At 46.4% G+C, this 18487-nt stretch carries 19 protein-coding genes and 1 other RNA gene; 6 read left to right on the top strand and 14 right to left on the bottom strand.

Features of this window, described 5'->3' with window-relative positions; translation table 11 throughout:
* Positions 1 to 151 precede the first annotated feature (151 nt).
* Genes HCZ42_RS07605 through HCZ42_RS07590 form a run of 4 tightly spaced genes read right to left on the bottom strand, consistent with a single transcriptional unit; the run spans position 152 to position 2966 of the window.
* Complete coding sequence (locus HCZ42_RS07605; RefSeq protein ID WP_167420164.1) at positions 152 to 571, bottom strand: type IV pilus modification PilV family protein; 420 nt, start codon at positions 569 to 571, stop codon at positions 152 to 154.
* Between the two features lie 22 nt (positions 572 to 593).
* On the bottom strand, positions 594 to 1844 hold the full coding sequence (locus HCZ42_RS07600) for a hypothetical protein (protein WP_167420121.1): 1251 nt from the start codon (positions 1842 to 1844) through the stop codon (positions 594 to 596).
* Positions 1841 to 2479 (bottom strand): PilW family protein, encoded by a 639-nt coding sequence (locus HCZ42_RS07595; protein WP_167420120.1) that lies wholly within the window; start codon positions 2477 to 2479, stop codon positions 1841 to 1843. Before HCZ42_RS07595 ends, HCZ42_RS07600 begins: the two co-directional genes overlap by 4 nt.
* Positions 2460 to 2966, bottom strand: coding sequence for a GspH/FimT family pseudopilin (locus HCZ42_RS07590; RefSeq protein WP_167420119.1), 507 nt, complete (start codon positions 2964 to 2966; stop codon positions 2460 to 2462). The genes HCZ42_RS07595 and HCZ42_RS07590 overlap by 20 nt, the downstream gene beginning before the upstream one ends.
* A gap of 96 nt (positions 2967 to 3062) precedes the next feature.
* On the opposite strand from HCZ42_RS07590, the gene HCZ42_RS07585 reads away from it, so the two are divergent.
* Positions 3063 to 3500: a type IV pilin protein gene (locus HCZ42_RS07585; RefSeq protein WP_167420118.1), complete on the top strand. Its 438-nt coding sequence runs from the start codon at positions 3063 to 3065 to the stop codon at positions 3498 to 3500.
* A gap of 63 nt (positions 3501 to 3563) precedes the next feature.
* Here HCZ42_RS07585 and dnaJ read toward each other — a convergent pair whose 3' ends face one another.
* The 4 genes from dnaJ to grpE all read right to left on the bottom strand — a co-directional run bounded on the left by dnaJ (position 3564) and on the right by grpE (position 9315).
* A complete protein-coding gene (dnaJ, locus tag HCZ42_RS07580) occupies positions 3564 to 4706 on the bottom strand; it encodes a molecular chaperone DnaJ (RefSeq protein ID WP_167420163.1) in 1143 nt (380 codons plus the stop codon).
* A 211-nt stretch (positions 4707 to 4917) separates the two neighbouring features.
* Complete coding sequence (gene dnaK, locus HCZ42_RS07575; protein ID WP_167420117.1) at positions 4918 to 6831, bottom strand: molecular chaperone DnaK; 1914 nt, start codon at positions 6829 to 6831, stop codon at positions 4918 to 4920.
* A 311-nt stretch (positions 6832 to 7142) separates the two neighbouring features.
* Positions 7143 to 8426, bottom strand: a complete 1284-nt coding sequence (locus HCZ42_RS07570) for a dicarboxylate/amino acid:cation symporter (RefSeq protein WP_167420116.1) — start codon at positions 8424 to 8426, stop codon at positions 7143 to 7145.
* 292 nt (positions 8427 to 8718) lie between these two features.
* Positions 8719 to 9315 (bottom strand): nucleotide exchange factor GrpE, encoded by a 597-nt coding sequence (grpE, locus tag HCZ42_RS07565; RefSeq protein ID WP_167420115.1) that lies wholly within the window; start codon positions 9313 to 9315, stop codon positions 8719 to 8721.
* Between the two features lie 145 nt (positions 9316 to 9460).
* On the opposite strand from grpE, the gene nadK reads away from it, so the two are divergent.
* From nadK to bamE, 3 genes are all read left to right on the top strand, one after another.
* Positions 9461 to 10345 (top strand): NAD(+) kinase, encoded by an 885-nt coding sequence (nadK, locus tag HCZ42_RS07560; RefSeq protein WP_167420114.1) that lies wholly within the window; start codon positions 9461 to 9463, stop codon positions 10343 to 10345.
* A 243-nt stretch (positions 10346 to 10588) separates the two neighbouring features.
* Positions 10589 to 12253, top strand: coding sequence for a DNA repair protein RecN (gene recN / locus HCZ42_RS07555; protein ID WP_167420113.1), 1665 nt, complete (start codon positions 10589 to 10591; stop codon positions 12251 to 12253).
* Positions 12254 to 12430: 177 nt separating this feature from the next.
* Positions 12431 to 12790, top strand: a complete 360-nt coding sequence (gene bamE / locus HCZ42_RS07550) for an outer membrane protein assembly factor BamE (RefSeq protein WP_167420112.1) — start codon at positions 12431 to 12433, stop codon at positions 12788 to 12790.
* 93 nt (positions 12791 to 12883) lie between these two features.
* Here the strand turns inward: bamE and HCZ42_RS07545 are convergent, their stop codons facing one another.
* The gene (locus HCZ42_RS07545) at positions 12884 to 13231 is read right to left on the bottom strand and encodes an RnfH family protein (protein ID WP_053409593.1); all 348 of its coding nucleotides are present in this window, start codon (positions 13229 to 13231) and stop codon (positions 12884 to 12886) included.
* A gap of 4 nt (positions 13232 to 13235) precedes the next feature.
* On the bottom strand, positions 13236 to 13664 hold the full coding sequence (locus tag HCZ42_RS07540) for an SRPBCC family protein (protein ID WP_053409594.1): 429 nt from the start codon (positions 13662 to 13664) through the stop codon (positions 13236 to 13238).
* Positions 13665 to 13783: 119 nt separating this feature from the next.
* Between HCZ42_RS07540 and smpB the strand changes: the two genes are divergently transcribed.
* Together smpB and ssrA are read left to right on the top strand one after the other, a co-directional pair.
* The gene (gene smpB / locus HCZ42_RS07535; protein ID WP_053409595.1) at positions 13784 to 14272 is read left to right on the top strand and encodes an SsrA-binding protein SmpB; all 489 of its coding nucleotides are present in this window, start codon (positions 13784 to 13786) and stop codon (positions 14270 to 14272) included.
* 68 nt (positions 14273 to 14340) lie between these two features.
* Positions 14341 to 14708, top strand: a transfer-messenger RNA (tmRNA) gene (gene ssrA / locus HCZ42_RS07530).
* A gap of 228 nt (positions 14709 to 14936) precedes the next feature.
* On the opposite strand, the gene HCZ42_RS07525 is transcribed toward ssrA, so the two are convergent.
* Genes HCZ42_RS07525 through HCZ42_RS07510 form a run of 4 tightly spaced genes read right to left on the bottom strand, consistent with a single transcriptional unit; the run spans position 14937 to position 18485 of the window.
* Positions 14937 to 16679, bottom strand: a complete 1743-nt coding sequence (locus HCZ42_RS07525; protein WP_167420111.1) for a lysophospholipid acyltransferase family protein — start codon at positions 16677 to 16679, stop codon at positions 14937 to 14939.
* 42 nt (positions 16680 to 16721) lie between these two features.
* Complete coding sequence (locus tag HCZ42_RS07520; RefSeq protein ID WP_011078502.1) at positions 16722 to 17159, bottom strand: YHS domain-containing (seleno)protein; 438 nt, start codon at positions 17157 to 17159, stop codon at positions 16722 to 16724.
* A gap of 14 nt (positions 17160 to 17173) precedes the next feature.
* Positions 17174 to 17929 (bottom strand): NRDE family protein, encoded by a 756-nt coding sequence (locus HCZ42_RS07515; protein ID WP_167420110.1) that lies wholly within the window; start codon positions 17927 to 17929, stop codon positions 17174 to 17176.
* Position 17930: 1 nt separating this feature from the next.
* Complete coding sequence (locus tag HCZ42_RS07510) at positions 17931 to 18485, bottom strand: hypothetical protein (protein WP_167420109.1); 555 nt, start codon at positions 18483 to 18485, stop codon at positions 17931 to 17933.
* Positions 18486 to 18487: the final 2 nt, after the last annotated feature.

Genomic DNA, 18487 nt, shown 5'->3' with positions numbered 1-18487 from the left:
TTTGGAGATATATTTTGCAAAAATACCATTCCGTCACAACAGCACGTAAACAATACCCTTTATGTCTAAAAACAATCTCGATACAAATGTGCAATGTATAGAATAAAGCACTAGCGTACCTCACCACTCTCTTAAGCACTGTTTGTATCCATTAGTTATCAAATTCGCTGTATTTCGATAGCATCGTTTGTAGCCGAACTTTTTGTGTTTGCCCAAACCTATCCTCCCAATAAGCGTCAATCACCACTGTTTTAACCGCACCAGATAAGGTTGTACTCGGTACTGACCAACTCAACGAATACAGTGGATGAGTGGTGTCATTACCATCAACAATGCTGGTATTAAAATCGGCAACCGCAATGCTAGAGGCAGCGGCAGAAGCTCCGCGAGTCCGAAACCACTCCAGTTTTTTTTCTGCTAGGTGCAGAGCTTGGATGCTGTGAGCCGCATAGTCGGCACGCTGCTCAACGTAAGTTTGCAGTTTTATCAATCCTAGTGCGCCAATACCTATCAAAACAAAGGCAATCAGAACCTCAATTAAGCTAAAGCCTTGTTGTTTGGATGCGCCCATAGCGCGATTTGGTTTGACAAGATTATTTCGCATACCAACTCCCCTTTCTCCAACGAGGCACAACATTGGCATTGCGCGAGTTATCAATGATGTCTTTGTTGTATCTAAAGTCTAAGGAGTCAAAAAATACGGCTGCTTGACCATCAGAATCAAAATACTGTCCGCCAGAGACTAAGAAGGCACCATGCTGGTAATAAGAAGCTATGGTGCGGTAACTATCCTCGACAACTGACGGTACGTGGTTCAAATATGCATTTGCCGCTAACTCAGACCAGTCTCCAACTGATGGGGTGTAGGCATAGTTAAAGTGGAATAATACGCCTTTAAACTTATTGGTTGTTGCGCCCGTTGCTGGAGTACCCATCACCGAGAACAAACCATCGTGAACCATAACGGTCACACCATTCGTCCCCTGCGTCGCATTCACCAAATCGTTGTATTCTGTTTGGGTAATTTCACAACTGCCTTCTACCCAGAGATGATGATTTCCACTCAGTATCTGAGTTGTCAGTTGGGTTCCACAGCTAGGTAGGAGTGCACCAGAGCCACCCGCATCCAGAACGGTAAATGTTCCGTTGTCTCGCACTTTGTCGTGGTCCGCTTCTTCTACACCAAAAAATGACTCAAACGGCTTCAGATGCGTATTCTGTGGGAAGTCTTTTCCTGCACCTGCACCACCTGTCGCAGATGACAAATAGTTGTTGGTCGCAGTGTTGGCACAATCAAGACTGCTCGGGTTGGAGAAGTCAGCAAAAGGCGAATCACCGTGAACAACGCCTTTGTTGTCGACCACTGAATAGTAGAATCGGTTTTTATAGGTTAAAGCAATGCACTCCCAACCGTCGGTGCCCAAAGCGCCGGGGTCTGGAGTCGAGAATGTGGCACTGGAGCGAAAATAGACATCAGCACTGGATTGCATCGCCCCATACCCCAAATTACCACCCATTTGGATCTCTTTTTTCAGCGATGCAAAACCAACGTCAGCCTTGACCATATATCCCGCTGCGGTTGCCTCAAATGAAGGAACGACCGCTAAGCCCGAACCACAATCTGTCACTGTTGCGGGAATCGATTTGATGGGCTTAAATTGCGCCCAACCACATTCCAATGCGCCTTCCGCTAGCCAGTGCTGTTGTCTACTTGTGACTTCATTTTGCGCTCGTTTAATTTGATAAAAGACATTGCGGTAAGAAGTTAAAACGATCACTAGCGAGGCAGCGAGCAACAAACAGGTCACCAATAGCGCAGCCACGCCGGCTTGATACTTTCTCATTGCCAATTCCTGTGTTTGATTTCAACGCTCATCGTTTGGTTGACTAAAGCGTTGTTGGTTAGCTGAGCGGTCATCGAGACAGTCGTCACCGCGCTACTCACCTTACCCCCCCCTACCGAATGGGTTACAGCTGAGAACGCGGTAACGTCGATTTGCTTAGGGTCAAAAACAGAAAAACACACTCCGTGGTAACCCGAATCTGCAGCCGAAGCGACCAACATCGGCGAAGACTGAGTTTTTTCGCATATCTTCAGAGAACTCGCGCTACCTGAAACCGGAGCATGTCGATAGACGACACTGCGCAAGCTTGCAGAACCAGATGACGCAATACGGTAAATGTACCCCAACATGTCCGGTGAGTTTTGTACGTGAATGGTGTCAGTTGCGCCGGAGAGCTTTAATGATCCTGTGTCGACACCATCATATCCCGCTCTCTGGGCGTCCTCTTTTATCTGTTGTAACGTACCCGCCATGTTCTGCAGCAATAACAATTCCTGACCACGTTTGCTTGCCGTACGTTGTGACGAAATAAACAGCGAGCCGATAATGCCAATCGCAATCACGCCGATCACCGAAGCGATCATAAATTCAATCAACGATGCACCTTTCTGCTTTTTAGCAAGCTGGGTAACCATAGCGGCTTCCCCCTTCTCCACAGACTACAATACGACTCGCCCCATACGATGATTTAAGAACCAGCTCTTCGCTACTGTCGTCTGCCGGATGAAACGAAATGGAACCTCCGGTGATCTTCCCACGTACGCCATCAAGCTTTATTTGGTCTGAAGCGTAGTTAGGAGCAACGCTAATGTTGATATAAGGTGAGCCAGAAAAGACCTTAAATGTGGTCCCCACTCCTGGGGCATCCGCATCTGTCAAAACAATCCGCCACGAGCCGGTGGAATCCGGGTTAGTCGGCATCTCAATATGTGCCCACAAATCTTGATTGCGAAATACCGCTTCTGATTTTGCTTGGTGGAGAAACGTCTGCAAGGAGCTTGCTAACTGGGTCATTTTTGTTTGCCCCGACAAAGCTGAAAAGCTCGGGACAGCAAACGCCATCATCGCTGTGAGAACGACGATAGTGATGAGTAATTCCAATAGAGTAAACCCGCGAGGCATTTCCCAAATTCCTTTGAAAACAATGTGATTTATACGAATCCGCTTGCACCGATGCTATCAGCTACCAAAAATAGATTGACGGCAGAGGTGGAACAAATGGAAATGATTCGAAAAATTAGATGCAAAAGAATGACTTGCAATGAGAAAGGTATGAGTCTGATCGAAATAATGATCGCAGTAGTGATACTCGGAATCCTTGCGGCGATCGCACTACCGAGCTACACCGCATATGTAGTAGAGGGACACAGAAGCCAAGCGCTCGCTGACATGGCAAAAATACAACTTAAGTTAGAAGAAAATTATAACGCGGGCTATTCAGCGACAGGCATCATATCTGGCGGTGTTTGTATAATCTGCGACAGTGATACGGACCGATACGCGATGAGTCTTACCACCACCTCCACGGGCTACACGATCACAGCGACACCGCAGTCAACCAAAGGGCAAAACAGCGATAAGTGTGACGGTACAAGTTACACCAGCCTGACCTTAACTCAAACAGGCGAAGGAACACCATCAGCGTGTTGGAAATAACAGATTAAACCGATCAAAAAAGCCTGCATTACTGCAGGCTTTTTTATTGAACTCAGACCGAACTTAGCTGGTTAGGTCATCAAAGAACTTCTTCACGCCGTTAAAGAAACCTTCAGACTTTGGCTTGTGCTTCGTTGCCGCTTCGCCGCCACAAGATTCTTCAAACTCTTTCAGTAAGTCTTTTTGACGAGAGCTTAGGTTCACTGGCGTTTCAACAACCAATTTAACGATTAAGTCGCCGATACCGCCACCACGAACGCCTTTCACGCCTTTGCCACGCATACGGAACATACGGCCAGTTTGCGTTTCAGAAGGCACTTTCAGGTTTACACGACCATCGAGTGTCGGGACTTCAACTTCCCCACCCAGAGCTGCCATTGCAAAACTTACTGGAACTTCACAGTACAGGTTGTTTCCGTCACGTTCGAAGATATGGTGGTCTTTCACGTGTACCTGAACATATAGGTCACCGGCTGGTGCGCCCATTTCGCCGGCTTCACCTTCGCCAGATAGACGAATACGGTCACCAGTATCCACGCCCGCAGGGATCTTAACGTTAAGTGTTTTGGTTTTCTGCTTACGACCTTGACCATGACACACATTACATGGGTCTTTAATGATCTTACCTTTACCATGACAGGTAGGACAGGTCTGCTGAACAGCAAAGAAACCTTGGCGCATCTGCACTTGGCCGTGACCATGACAGGTACCACAAGTTTCCGCTGACGTGCCTTTCTTCGCGCCGCTACCGTCACAGCTATCACAGTGAACCAGTGTTGGTACTTCGATTTCTTTTGACACACCGCGAACGGCTTCTTCAAGCGTCAGTTCCATGTTGTAACGCAGGTCTGCTCCGCGTTGTGCGCGGGCATGACCGCCGCCACGACGACCGCCGCCGAAGATATCACCAAATACATCGCCAAAGATGTCACCGAAATCAGCGCTGCCACCACCGAAGCCGCCACCGCCCATACCGCCTTGTTCAAAGGCTGCGTGACCGTATTGGTCGTACGCGGCTTTCTTCTGAGGGTCGGTTAGGATTTCGTACGCTTCTTTTACTTCTTTAAACTTATCCGCAGCAGATTCATCACCCTGGTTACGGTCCGGGTGGAATTTCATTGCAAGGCGTTTGTACGCCTTCTTGATATCGCGCTCTGATGCATCACGGCTTACGCCTAATACTTCGTAAAAATCACGTTTTGACATGTTCTTCGTCACCAATGTAGTACTGCAAACGGCCACTGCCGCTTGGTGTTTGTATCGTTTTAGGTAAAGGCTTTCATCAGAAAAGCGCTTAGCTAGAAAGACATTCTTATCTACAAACATGCGGGCGTTAGAGTTACCTCAAACGCCCGCAAAGAGATTCCAATAAGGAGCTTCAACCCGAGTAGACGTTTCAGTCTACTCGGCAATTGAATTACTTCTTATCGTCTTTAACTTCTTCAAACTCTGCGTCTACAACATCGTCTTGTGCAGACTCTTGTTGAGCGCCAGCTTCAGCACCTTGTTGTGCTTGAGCTTGTTGCTGAGCGATTTCCATTAGCTTTTGAGCAGCAGTCATTAGAGCTTGAACTTTTGCATCAATCGCTTCTTTGTCTTCGCCTTTACGAGCTTCTTCAAGTTCTGTAATTGCAGCTTCGATCTTCTCTTTCTCGTCCGCTGGAAGAGCATCACCTGCTTCTTCGATTTGCTTACGAGTACCGTGGATCATTTGGTCAGCTTGGTTACGTGCAGCTGCTAGCTCTTCGAACTTCTTGTCCGCTTCTTTGTTAGCTTCTGCTTCTTGAACCATTTTCTCGATTTCATCGTCGCTTAGACCGCCAGATGCCTGGATAGTGATCTTCTGCTCTTTACCAGTCTGCTTGTCTTTCGCTGATACGTGTAGGATACCGTCCGCATCAAGGTCGAAAGTGACTTCAATTTGTGGCATGCCACGTGGTGCAGGCTGGATGCCTTCTAGGTTGAATTGACCTAGAGACTTGTTGTACATCGCTTGCTTACGCTCACCTTGTAGAACGTGGATAGTTACCGCGCTCTGGTTGTCTTCTGCAGTAGAGAAAACTTGGTTCGCTTTAGTTGGGATCGTTGTGTTCTTCTCAACTAGCTTAGTCATTACGCCACCCATTGTCTCGATACCTAGAGACAGTGGAGTTACGTCTAGTAGTAGAACGTCTTTAACTTCACCAGCAAGTACACCACCCTGAACTGCAGCACCCATTGCTACTGCTTCGTCTGGGTTCACGTCACGACGCGCTTCTTTACCAAAGAACTCAGCTACTTTCGCTTGAACCATAGGCATACGAGTCTGACCACCCACTAGGATTACGTCAGTGATGTCGTTTACTGATAGATCAGCGTCAGCTAGAGCAACTTTTAGTGGCTCAAGAGAACGTTGTACTAGGTCTTCAACTAGAGATTCTAGTTTCGCACGAGTCACTTTTACGTTCATGTGCTTAGGACCAGTCGCATCTGCAGTCACGTAAGGTAGGTTTACGTCTGTTTGCGAAGTAGAAGAAAGCTCGATTTTCGCTTTTTCTGCTGCTTCTTTAACACGCTGCATTGCTAGTGGATCGTTCTTAAGATCGATACCTTGTTCTTTCTTGAACTCTTCAACCAAGTAGTTGATTAGACGGTTATCAAAGTCTTCACCACCTAGGTGAGTGTCACCGTTAGTTGCTAGTACTTCGAACGTTTTCTCGCCTTCAACTTCGTCAATCTCGATGATTGAGATATCGAATGTACCACCACCAAGGTCGTAAACAGCGATAGTGCGGTCACCGCCTTTCTTGTCTAGGCCGTAAGCCAGCGCTGCCGCTGTTGGTTCGTTGATGATACGTTTAACTTCTAGACCTGCAATACGGCCAGCATCTTTAGTTGCTTGACGCTGAGCATCGTTAAAGTAAGCAGGAACTGTGATAACTGCGCCAGTTACTTCCTCACCAAGGAAGTCTTCAGCAGTTTTCTTCATTTTCTTAAGTACTTCAGCAGAAACCTGAGGAGCAGCCATTTTTTGGCCTTTCGCTTCTACCCATGCATCACCGTTGTCTGCCTTAACGATTTTGTAAGGCATGATTTCGATGTCACGCTGAACTTCTTCGTCTTCGAAACGACGACCGATTAGACGCTTAATTGCAAATAGCGTGTTTTCTGGGTTTGTTACTGCTTGACGTTTTGCAGGCTGACCTACTAGCGTCTCACCATCTGTGTATGCAATAACTGATGCTGTTGTACGCTCACCTTCCGCATTTTCGATTACGCGTGGTTTGTCACCGTCTAGTACGGCAACACAAGAGTTAGTAGTACCTAAGTCAATACCAATGATTTTACCCATCAGGCTATCTCCGAATAAATTCTATTTTCGTTTTGCTATATCCCCTATGTGGGGATGGAGAATCGGGTTTCAACCCTTGCTCACAAACAAAAATAATTATGTTTGCTTCTCTATGCCCCATAGATAAGGGCGTCGAATAGGTTTTCAAGGGACAAAGTAAAAAAAAACGCATTTTTTTCTTTAAACCCATCGTATGTGTCAATTTATGGGGACTAAAATGGCTAGTTCAATTTGAACAAGGTTATTTATGACCAATGAAAAAGCGAGACACTTGGCCTCGCTTTTAAACTACTAGTGAAAGAATAAGTCGCTTACGCGTTTGCTTGCGCTGGCTTTGCCTCGACTTCGGTTTCCACTTCCGCTTTATCAATTTCGCCTTCGGTTTTCGCTACGATTGTGTTCACCGCTGTATCGCCTACCACGTTTGACGAGGTACAGAACATATCGTTAATACGGTCAACCGCAGCAACAATCGCCAAACCTTCTGGTGGTAGACCGAGTTGGTGAAGCAACACACCGACCATAACGATACCGCCGCCCGGAACGCCACCCGCACCAACCGATAGCAGTAGGATAGTTAGACCAAGAGTAAATACATCCGCTGAGTTAATTGGTTGACCAAATGCGTTCGCGACAAAAATTGTTGCTAGCGTAATGTAAATAGAGACACCAGACATGTTCATTGTTGCGCCAAGTGGCACACCGAAACCCGCCACCGACTTAGACACTTTCAGCTTGTCTGTCAGCGTACGCATGGTTACTGGAATAGTTGCGTTAGAGCTTGCCGTCGATAACGAGAACAAGATCTGTTCACGAGTTGCACGCAAGAAAGTTTTTGGAGAAGTACCTGTTGCTAGGCCTACCGCTGTTGGGTAGAACACGAAAATCCAGAACACCAACATGGCAATAACCAATGCGACGTAGCCAGCTACTGACAGTAGCGTGTGCGCATCAAGCGTTGCACCCAACTGAATCATCAGCGCAAGAACACCGTATGGTGCTAGGCTCATCACAAGGCCCACCAGCTTCATCATGATCTCATTCGCCATCTTAAAGGTACGAATGGCAGGACCACCACGAGAATCAAGCGCTTGAATCGCTAGACCAGTCAAAATCGCCATAAAGATGATTTGTAACATGTCGCCGTTGGCAAATGCTTGGACAGGGTTGCTAGGTACGATGTTAACCACTAGAGAGAAAATATCTGGGGTTTCAGTCGTTGTCAGTTGAATCGACTCTGAAATTGTCCCTGCCAGATGCGCGTCAGCACCCGGTTGAACAATCATGCCGATAGTTAACGCTGCAGTGATGGCGATGATGGTGTTGATAATGTAAAGAGCAAAAGTTTTTCCACCAAGACGACCAAATGCAGTGATGTCTTTTAGATCAACAATACCGCAGACGATAGATACGTAAACCAGAGGCACAACCAATAGTTTGATCAGTGATACAAACATACCACCTACCCCTTCTGCCGCACCTAGTAAGTACGTATCAAAAATCGCAATACCGCTAAATAAGTACTGAATCGCGGTACCGATGAGTAAGCCAGCAAATAGACCGACAAAAATCTTACTCGAAAGCGATTTATCCATGCCTCAATCTCCAAAATGTTGTGTTAGATATTTATAGTTTTGTAGCTTATCTACCTAGAATCTTCGGCAGACACCACGCACAATACACAAAAAAATTACAAATCAAAGCATTTATTTACAATAATGTTACATATATCGTATTGGAAACTTATTTTCAAAATAAACTCATAGGGAAACTTTTTCCCCAAACCAACGCCTTATACCGAACCTAATAAACTGGTCTGACAGGATCAAAAAAAGAGAGGCTTTTGGCCTCTCTTTTACAAAATTTGAACGGGTTGTCGTCAGTTGCTTATTTAGCAACCATCACCATTGCAGGACGAATCACACGACCATTCAGCTCGTAACCTTTTTGCATCACGAACATCACAGTGTTTGATTCGTGATCTGGGCTCTCTTGAATTGACATCGCTTGGTGCAATTCTGGGTTGAAAGTTTCACCTTCTGGGTTGATTTCTTTCAGACCAAACTTCGCCAGCGTATCAACGAAAGTTTTGTGAGTCAGTTCCACACCTTCCAGAATTGGCTTCACCGCTTCAACTTCACTATCTGCTGCTTGAATCGCACGTTCTAAGTTATCGATAACCGGAAGAAGCTCTTCAGCAAATTTGTTTAGTGCGTATTTACGCGCTTTGTCGATCTCTTGCTCGGTACGACGACGCATGTTCTCAACTTCTGCCTTCGCACGAAGAACAGAGTCTTGCTGTTCTTGCACTTTTGCTTCGCTGGTCAGCAGTGCCGCTTCTAGTTGAGCAATTTTAGCGTCTTTCTCATCGCCAATTTCTTCAAGTTCAGCTTCTGCTTCTTGTGCAGCTGCTTCCACCTTCTCAGCTTCCTCGATGATTTGATCTAGCTCTTCTTCAGTAACTTTGTTTTCTTCGTTGCTCATGATATCTCCAGAATTCAACTATATTTGGCTCCCAGCAAATCACATTTATCGCGCTGGGGGACACAAAAATTCGCATAAATAGCTAACTTGCCATTATTATGGGGATGAAGATTATTGATTCAAGCCTATTTAGTGCGGAAAACCTATGAAAAAACCTTTTGAAGTGATCGCCATCATTGGTAAACCACGAGATCAGCAGGCAATTCAGACTCACAGGGAGCTTTATACCTGGCTAAAGTCTGAAGGTTATCAGGTTTTTATCGACGATAGATTGATCGAGATTCTAGACGATGTTCCTCAGGAAGATTTTGCTAGCCTGATCCAATTGGGCAAAGTCGCAGATTTGGCGATCGTCGTCGGCGGCGATGGCAATATGCTCGGCGCGGCACGAGTGCTTTCACGCTTTAATGTCTCTGTTATCGGCGTAAACCGTGGCAATTTAGGTTTCTTAACCGACCTTAACCCAGAAGACTTTCAATCTGCACTCGAAGCGGTATTAAAAGGTGAGTTTATCGAAGAGCAACGCTTTCTACTCGAAGCAGAAGTTCACCGTCACGGCCAAGTGAAAAGCCACAACGCAGCGTTAAATGAGGCCGTTTTGCACCCAGGTCAAGTCGCACACATGATCGAGTTCGAAGTCTACATTGACGACAGCTTTGCGTTTTCCTTGCGAGCAGACGGCATCATTGTGTCCACGCCGACAGGTTCTACCGCTTATTCGCTCTCGGGTGGCGGTCCCATTCTATCACCTAGCCTAAACGCAATTTCGCTCGTACCGATGTTCCCGCATACGCTGTCGAGCCGTCCATTGGTTGTTGATAGTAAACGCCGTATTAAATTGATTGTCTCGCCAGACAACCGTGGCACGCAAGAAATCAGTTGTGACGGACAAGTCTCGTTACCTGTGTCACCGGGCGACGAGGTTCACATCTATCAAAGTCCAAATGTTTTGAAGCTGATCCACCCTAAAGACTATAGCTACTACCATGTGTTAAGAAACAAGCTTGGCTGGTCTAGCCGTTTGTTTTAACTCTCAAAAGAGATTCGAGATCCCAAGGTTGATGCACAAACATCAACCTTTTTTATTGCCTACGCCCTACCAACCTTTGCCTGCCCCTTGTGACCAATATATCCTCCTTGTTATTTAAAAGACGCTCTACCAGCGACAATTTGAACCCAGCCACAAAAATTTTCACCGCCATCTTTACTGTATAAAGAAACAGTATATACTGCACTTATATACAGTATTGTTCATTTAAACAGGTACAACAAAATGCTGGCTCATCTAAGTGTTAATAATTTTGCTATTGTTAAATCTCTACAGCTGGAGCTATCTCAGGGCATGACCACCATTACGGGTGAAACGGGTGCAGGTAAATCTATCGCCATCGACGCACTTGGTTTATGTCTTGGCGGACGCGCAGAAGCCAGCATGGTACGCCAAGGGGAAGAAAAAACCGAAGTCAGTGCGGCTTTCTCCCTCGATAACAATATTCACGCAACACGTTGGCTAGAAGACAACGACCTATTGGATGGCAGTGACTGCATCCTACGTCGAATTGTCAGCAAAGAAGGCCGCTCAAGAGCCTTTATCAACGGCAGCCCAGTGCCTTTGTCTCAGTTAAAAGCACTTGGGCAATTGCTGATCAATATCCACGGTCAGCATGCTCACCACCATTTGATGAAATCGGAATATCAAATGGCCATGCTTGATCAATATGCTGGTCATACTAACTTGCTAAAAAGTACCCGCAACGCTTATCAAAGTTGGCGTCAAGCCGACAATAACCTTAAGCAGCTAAAAGAGAATAGCGCGGCGAATCTTGCGCAAAAGCAGTTGCTCGAATACCAAATTAAAGAGCTCAACGAGCTATCACTTGGTGAGGAAGAATATGCAGAGCTTGAACAAGAGCACAAACGGCTGTCCAACAGTGGCGAACTCGCCTCTACCTGCCAACAAGCGATCGAGCTTATTTACGAAGGCGAAGAAGTTAATGCGCTTGGTATTTTGCAATCAGCCAATCACTCCTTAATTCAATTGGCTGAGTTGGATGAAAGATTAGCTGAGCTACCAAACATGATGGCAGAGGCAATCATCCAAATAGAAGAAGCCAACAGTGAGCTAAGAAGTTACTTAGACAGTATTGACGTTGACCCCGCTCGAATGGCTTACGTGGAAGAGCGTTTTTCCAAAGTAATGTCGATCGCAAGAAAGCACCATGTGTTACCCGATGAGCTATATCAGCACCATCAAGACCTGTTAGCACAAATAGAAGCCTTGGATTGTTCAGACGAGCGCCTTGGTGAGTTAGAACAAGATGTAGAAGCAAAATATCAGGCGTTCTTGAATGCAGCAGAGAAGCTGCACAAGTCGCGCTGCCGCTATGCAAAAGAGTTAAACAAGCTGATCACCGAAAGCATGCACGAATTGAGCATGGAAAAAGCTAAGTTCTGTATTGAAGTGGAAAATCAAGGGACTCACCCTTCACCGCTGGGTATGGATGACGTCTGCTTTGTTGTATCGACTAACCCGGGTCAACCGATGCAACCGATCGCTAAGGTCGCCTCTGGTGGTGAACTGTCTCGAATCTCACTTGCTATCCAAGTGATCACTGCACAGAAAGTTGACACACCAAGCCTGATCTTTGATGAAGTCGATGTCGGTATCAGTGGCCCAACAGCCGCGGTTGTCGGTAAGATGCTGCGTAAACTGGGTGAGTCGACTCAAGTACTGTGTGTCACTCACTTGCCTCAAGTTGCAGGTTGTGGTCATCAGCAACTGTTTGTTGCCAAACAAACCAAAGCGGGCAAAACAGAAACACAAATGAACAGACTCGATAACGACCAACGCGTTTCGGAGCTCGCTCGCCTGCTGGGTGGTAGTCAAATTACCGAATCCACCTTGGCCAATGCACGCGAACTGCTTATCGCCGCCTAAGCTTCTCGAGATAAAGTCGAGTTAAAATCACTTTCTGAACGGTTTTTAACTCGACTTTGCAACTTAATTCAAAATTCGCAGTCTCAATCAATTCAAAACATCACGAGCTTTTTACATTAACGCTCAGCTTGTTTATTATCGGCAAAGATTTAAAAATACCTGAACAAGAATTTAAGTATGCAACTAACAAAGTGGCTTATCGCAGTGCCTCTGGCTATGTCTACTCTGACAGGCTGCTCATTGCTCGAAAAATTGGTTTATCGCATCGATATCAATCAAGGCAACTACATCGAACAAGAAGCAGTTGATACCCTGAAATTCGGTATGACAAAAGAGCAAGTACGTTATGTAATGGGCTCACCTATGCTGGTTGAAAATGGCTACCCTGATACGTGGTACTACATTTACCACCGCACAGAAGGTCATAACGACCCAGAACAGAAGAATCTCATTGTAAACTTCAACAGCAATGGTCAATTAGTTGAGGTTTCTGGTGACTACCAGCCTAGTGCCGAGTTTTTCGAAAGCATCAACTAAGCCTGGCTTAGTCACGGCAATAACGTATTACAGCTGAACACACAAACAAAAAGCCCATCACCTGATGGGCTTTTTCTATTTTTAATCCTAACGTTATTTACGTAGCGGATTCTTCTTACCGCCAGTGACAGGGTCTGCCGCCCCAGCCGCTTTGGCTTGCTCTGCTCGTTTGCGGCGAATCTCTTTCGGATCAGCCAGCAACGGTCGGTAAATTTCGATCCGGTCTTTGTCTCTCACCGTCGCGTCCAGTTTCACGTTACGGCTAAAGACCCCAACCTTGTTCTTCTTCAGGTCGATCTCAGGGTATTGTTCCAACACACCTGATTGTTTGATGATCTCTTCAACCGACATTTCTTTGTTCACGACTAACGTGAATACTCGTTGCTCGTCTGGAAGCGCATACACCACTTCGACATGAATCATGTCAGATTCAATACTCATGACACTAATACACCTGTTTTGCGCGTTGAGTAAACGCATTCACCATGTTGTTGGTGAGCTCGTTAAAAATCTTGCCGAAGGCCATTTCAATCATCTTGCTAGAGAACTCAAACTCCAGTTTTAGTTCTACTTTACACGCTTGCTCATCTAACGCAGTAAAGAACCAACCGCCTTTAAGCATTTTGAACGGACCGTCGACGAGGTTCATCACAATCGACTCGCCTGGGCTAAGTTCGTTAGAGGTTGTAAAAGTTTTGCTGATGCCCGCTTTTGAAACATCAACAGAAGCAACCATTGCACCTGTACTCGACTCCAGAACGCGCGAGCCTGAACATCCAGGTAAAAATTCTGGATAGCTGGCGACATCATTGACCAGATTGTACATCTGCTCTGCACTAAACGATACCAAGGCAGAACGGCTGACTTGCTTCATATTGACTCCTAAATAGCAACTGCTTGAACCTCAAGCTGAATGCAATTTTACTTTTATTTGCACTCAGCGCAAATAAAGGGATTTCATAACGTCATGACTGACCGTATAATGCAGCCATTATGGCAAAGAAAAAATCCAAACAAAAAGCGGGTAGCAATACCATCGCGCTAAACAAAAAAGCTCGCCACGAGTATTTTATCGAAGATGAAATCGAAGCTGGCATGGAGCTACAAGGGTGGGAAGTGAAAGCCCTTCGCCAAGGTAAAGCCAATATTTCTGAAAGTTACGTATTTATGCGTGACGGTGAAGCCTTTGTGAGTGGCATGACAATCACTCCTCTAAATCAGGCATCGACACACGTAGTCGCGAATCCGACACGCGTGCGTAAACTACTTATGAGCCGTCGTGAGCTCGACAACTTGTTAGGTCGCATCAACCGTGAAGGTATGACGCTAACAGCTCTTTCCCTGTACTGGTCTCGCTCTTGGGTGAAGATAAAAATTGGTGTAGCGAAAGGTAAGAAACTGCACGACAAACGTACAGACATTAAAGATCGAGATTGGCAACGTCAGAAAGCTCGCGTAATGAAGAGCAACAACCTGCGTTAATCTTAACCACTTAGACGCATAGTACTAGACAGCGTAGTCTTTTCTGATACTATGCCGTTAATACCTTTGGGGCTGATTTAGGATTCGACGGGAATTTTGAAGTCCAAGGTGCATGCCGAGGTGCGGTAGGCCTCGTTAACAAACCGCAAAAAAATAGTCGCAAACGACGAAAACTACGCACTAGCAGCTTAATAACCTGCCAAGAGCTCTCTCGCCCTAGCTTCCGCACGTAAGACGGGGACCAACGAGGGATCAAACCCAAACGCGCTAGCCCGGATTCTCCCGCCTGAGAGATGAACGGCGAATTATAATTCAGGATAGCCATTCATTAGCGTGTCGGTTCGCAGGTGGGTGGTGAATTTAAAGATCGACTAAGCATGTAGTACCAAAGATGAATGGTTTTCGGACGCGGGTTCAACTCCCGCCAGCTCCACCAAACGTTTGGAAAGGGCAATAACTCTTTGAGTTATTGCCCTTTTTGTATTTTGTCCCTCAATAACTTGGTTGTTAGTACTAAAACAAGGTACTAAACTAAATCAGGTTACTCGCCTTTCCGATATCTACTTCCTTGCGAACAACGCTATTTATTTGAAAGCATATCAGCAATATAAAGGCTAACTCAAAGAGTTAGCCTTTATTTAGTCTCTTCTATTTTCCGTAAACCTTATTGCTCAAGGTAGCGCTGGGCGGCTTCCTTGCCCATATATTTAGCTAACGTTTTCAGCGGTACTTGTTTCAAGTTCACCACAATCAAACCGTCCAGCGCGTGATTAAAGGCAGGGTCCACGTTAAAACACACCAGTTTCCCCTTCATGCCTAAATACTGGCGCAGCAATACTGGTAGGCCAGGGCCTTTTTCCAAACGCGAAATCACTTTAGATAGCGCTGAAACACTGGCTAATGCCGAGAGCAAATTTTTGTGCCAAAAAGGCGATGTACTTGTTTTTAATGGTGTAGTGGGTGTCACTAATAGCGCTTTTTCTTGATCGTAATGATGAATCGAAAGCGTGGCCGCCATCAGTTGTCTAGCCACTGAACTGTAGTCATTACTGATACTGACAGGGCCAAACAAATGGGTGTATTGAGGATGTTGCGACACAAACGCAGCGATGCCTTTCCACAAGAGCAGCAAAGCATTCAAGCTGCGCTGGTATTTGATTGCAACAACTGAGCGTCCCAGTTCAATACTTTTATCCAGCGTATTGAGAAATGCTTCGTCGTATTGAAACAAGCTTCGCGAATAGAGCCCATCAAGGCCTTTATCTATGGTAAGTTCATCCACCAGCCCTAATCGATAAGCCCCTACCAACTCGCCTTCACTGTGATTCCAAACAAACAATTGTCGATAACTGGCATCAAAGGGATCCAAATCGCACGCCAAGCCACTGCCCTCTCCCACTTCTCGAAAACTTTCTTCTCGAACTCGGCCAATTTCCCTGAGCATATTAGGGATCGCTGTCGATTCCACGCAGTAGACGGCGTAGTCACCTTGCTCTAGTAGTAACGCGTTTGAAGGCAGAGCCGCCAGATCGCGCTCCAACAAAGCTTTCTCAACCGGTTGGATGAGCGGTTGCGTGTACACTGGCGAGCAAAAGGCAAACGGTGGATCTTGCTCTGCGCCCATGAGATACGTATTGAGCCGTAAGTAATGGACAATATCTCGCTCATGTTCAAACTCTTTCACCTCGGAATAAGGAATGGGATTTCCGATCGAAATGGCGATCGTAGAAGTACTCTTGTTCAGCAACTCTCGACCAAGTAAAGCGGTGCGCAGCAGAGGGTGTACTTTTCCTGCTTTGTAAAACAGCGCACTATTTTGGCCATTGATGTAAATGGGGATTGTCGTGGCTTTGGCGCGAGTGACAAACTTCGCCACCGATTGGCTCCATTCAATATCGGATAGGGTTTCACTCCCCTCTCGATAGGTGGAAACTTCTCCGGCAGGAAAGACAATCAACACGCCTCCTTGCGCCAAATGACGATGAGCTTCTCGCACGGCGTTGGCATTCGTACGCATTGCACTGCGTCCAGCAAAAACATCGATGCCGATAAACAAGTCATCAATTTCAGGCAAACGCTTGAGCAGTTGATTGGCCAGCACCTTCACATCTGAACGCACTGCGCCGACCAAGTCAGCTAAGATTACACCTTCAATTGCCCCAAGCGGATGATTGGCCACGATCACAACAGGTCCTTGCTCAGGAATGTGCGTGACTAAGCCCTGCTCGACACGATAATCAATATTCAGCGCAGAGAGGGTATAGCTCATAAATTCAAAACTGCTTTGAGTGTTCGGACGAGCTTGATAAAAGCCATCAAGCTTTGCTAAACCTGTCATCCACTCAACCAGTGATTCTCCCAAGCCAAAAGGCGTATGTCTGGGTAATCGAAATGGACTGGTTAACATACTTCTCTCTCCACGCGCGTTAAAACCAACATCAAGCGACTATCACTTCAGCATCGCTGGCCAATTCGCATCGGCTTGTGTGATGTGTCGCTGCGGTGCTTCGTCCCACCATTGCTTAATTTTTTGGTCGTAATTGAGGTAAAGCTTGCCATCAACAATCGCCCAGTATTGTGGGTCTCCCGGAGCAAAATCGCTCTTTTCGGAAACGGCCCAAGCACAATAACCGCCGTATTGAGGGGCGTATTTCTCTGGATTAGCGAGAAACAAATCAAGATGCGCTTGCGATGCAAACAACCAATCTGCACCTTTGTATTGCGTTTTGAATTTGGCCTCTCCTTTCACTGGCTTGTTTTGTGTGAAGTAAGCAACGGTGTCATACCCATCCAAAGCCTTGTTGCTAAAAAAGCCCGTGTAGATTTCATCAGCGGCATAGCTCGTCGCGCTCACCAGCATCAATAAAACAGCAAACCATTTTTTCATTGTGAGCTCCTTACTCAATGATCATTTGCCGCTGCAGCGGCAGGATTAATGTGATAACCGTGTTCCTCGAGTGCGCGTTCTGAAAGCTGTAAAACAGGCAACCCAGGGAGATAACTCATGCGCTTGTGCTGACGATTGACGCTGATCGCGGTGAAGCTCACGGTATGCGCGTCTTCTCGTACCATGCACGGGGAGAGATGCGGCTCTTTTGCCTCAAAGGCACGATGAAATGCCAACAGAGACTCGCGCGTTTTCTCTTTTGCTGTGCATTCACGGTAAAGTTGCTGACGATAATGCTGCACAGCATCGAAATGCACAGCGGAAGAAAACAGCGGACTATCTACAGGAAAGATCCGTAGTGTTTCCCCATTCCATTCAAATGCCATGACATCACCAAAACGCGCCGTCAACGATGGTTCAAACGCCAGCAAAGTAAAAGGCGCTAAGCGTTTCAACTGAATGGTTCGAAACACTTTCACAATGTCCCCAACTCGCTGATGGGGCGAAAGATGACGCAACAATAAACCGCGACTAACCAACTCCCCGGCAGGCACCTTTCCTTGATAGTAATTAAGCAGACACAAGGAAAGCCCATGCTCATTGAGCGAGATCCAACTGCCTCGTCCTTTGGGATCAATCGGCATGAGAACCGATGTTTGTTGAATGCAAACTTGCTGAGGGGGCAACGCCAGTGGCCTTGCCTTTTGCTCATCACGATTAAAAAACAGTTGATAGCCATCAGGCTCTATAAGCCAAGTCACCGAACACATGCTATTCGCCTCGGATGTAAGTCGCGGTGGCTGGTGCAATGCCAAACGCGCTATTGGTTTCAACTTGCATCACCTGCGCCGCCACTTTGGCCATAGCGAAATGATGATTGGCGTGTAGCGCCGCGAAAGCCAACTCTCGCTCAAGGGTTGATTGCATCTCTGCAATCCGTGTTTGATAGAGTGTCACTTCACTGGTCACGGAGACTTTCATCACTGCCGCTTCGTCGCTCAAATTCCCTAGCCACGTCGTGAGTTGCGCGATTTCTGCTTGCGCCTGTTCGATAGAGTGCTCAACAGCGTGACCACGGCGACGTTGGTTGTAGTCAATCTCTTCGCTGGCTAAGCGAATAGCATGAAAAATATCTAACCAATGACGAAAATGTTCTCCAATACTGCTGCTTACGTAAGGGGCCGCGGGTGTCACATAATGACGATCTTCAATATCGAGTAAAAACTGCTGTGCTTGTTCAAGTGTTTCTAAACACCCCTGCACAACCGCGGGATAACTCATCACCATTCTGGCTTGTTGGTTGTCTGATTTGGCAATCATTAACATAA

This window comes from Vibrio hepatarius, assembly GCF_011806575.1.
GTDB lineage: Bacteria > Pseudomonadota > Gammaproteobacteria > Enterobacterales > Vibrionaceae > Vibrio > Vibrio hepatarius_A.
This window is presented reverse-complemented; position numbering and strand designations above follow the sequence as displayed.

Bases quoted from the DNA above. Each gene is read 5' to 3' on its own strand.
- dnaJ (WP_167420163.1), bottom strand. From the start codon at position 4,706: ATGTCAAAACGTGATTTTTACGAAGTATTAGGCGTAAGCCGTGATGCA.
- HCZ42_RS07520 (WP_011078502.1), bottom strand. From the start codon at position 17,159: ATGAAAAAATGGTTTGCTGTTTTATTGATGCTGGTGAGCGCGACGAGC.
- smpB (WP_053409595.1), top strand. From the start codon at position 13,784: ATGGCAAAGAAAAAATCCAAACAAAAAGCGGGTAGCAATACCATCGCG.
- HCZ42_RS07545 (WP_053409593.1), bottom strand. From the start codon at position 13,231: ATGAGTATTGAATCTGACATGATTCATGTCGAAGTGGTGTATGCGCTT.
- HCZ42_RS07525 (WP_167420111.1), bottom strand. From the start codon at position 16,679: ATGTTAACCAGTCCATTTCGATTACCCAGACATACGCCTTTTGGCTTG.
- HCZ42_RS07590 (WP_167420119.1), bottom strand. From the start codon at position 2,966: ATGCCTCGCGGGTTTACTCTATTGGAATTACTCATCACTATCGTCGTT.
- HCZ42_RS07600 (WP_167420121.1), bottom strand. From the start codon at position 1,844: ATGAGAAAGTATCAAGCCGGCGTGGCTGCGCTATTGGTGACCTGTTTG.
- HCZ42_RS07595 (WP_167420120.1), bottom strand. From the start codon at position 2,479: ATGGTTACCCAGCTTGCTAAAAAGCAGAAAGGTGCATCGTTGATTGAA.
- dnaK (WP_167420117.1), bottom strand. From the start codon at position 6,831: ATGGGTAAAATCATTGGTATTGACTTAGGTACTACTAACTCTTGTGTT.
- HCZ42_RS07605 (WP_167420164.1), bottom strand. From the start codon at position 571: ATGGGCGCATCCAAACAACAAGGCTTTAGCTTAATTGAGGTTCTGATT.
- nadK (WP_167420114.1), top strand. From the start codon at position 9,461: ATGAAAAAACCTTTTGAAGTGATCGCCATCATTGGTAAACCACGAGAT.
- HCZ42_RS07570 (WP_167420116.1), bottom strand. From the start codon at position 8,426: ATGGATAAATCGCTTTCGAGTAAGATTTTTGTCGGTCTATTTGCTGGC.
- HCZ42_RS07540 (WP_053409594.1), bottom strand. From the start codon at position 13,664: ATGAAGCAAGTCAGCCGTTCTGCCTTGGTATCGTTTAGTGCAGAGCAG.
- recN (WP_167420113.1), top strand. From the start codon at position 10,589: ATGCTGGCTCATCTAAGTGTTAATAATTTTGCTATTGTTAAATCTCTA.
- HCZ42_RS07585 (WP_167420118.1), top strand. From the start codon at position 3,063: ATGGAAATGATTCGAAAAATTAGATGCAAAAGAATGACTTGCAATGAG.
- HCZ42_RS07515 (WP_167420110.1), bottom strand. From the start codon at position 17,929: ATGTGTTCGGTGACTTGGCTTATAGAGCCTGATGGCTATCAACTGTTT.
- HCZ42_RS07510 (WP_167420109.1), bottom strand. From the start codon at position 18,485: ATGTTAATGATTGCCAAATCAGACAACCAACAAGCCAGAATGGTGATG.
- bamE (WP_167420112.1), top strand. From the start codon at position 12,431: ATGCAACTAACAAAGTGGCTTATCGCAGTGCCTCTGGCTATGTCTACT.
- grpE (WP_167420115.1), bottom strand. From the start codon at position 9,315: ATGAGCAACGAAGAAAACAAAGTTACTGAAGAAGAGCTAGATCAAATC.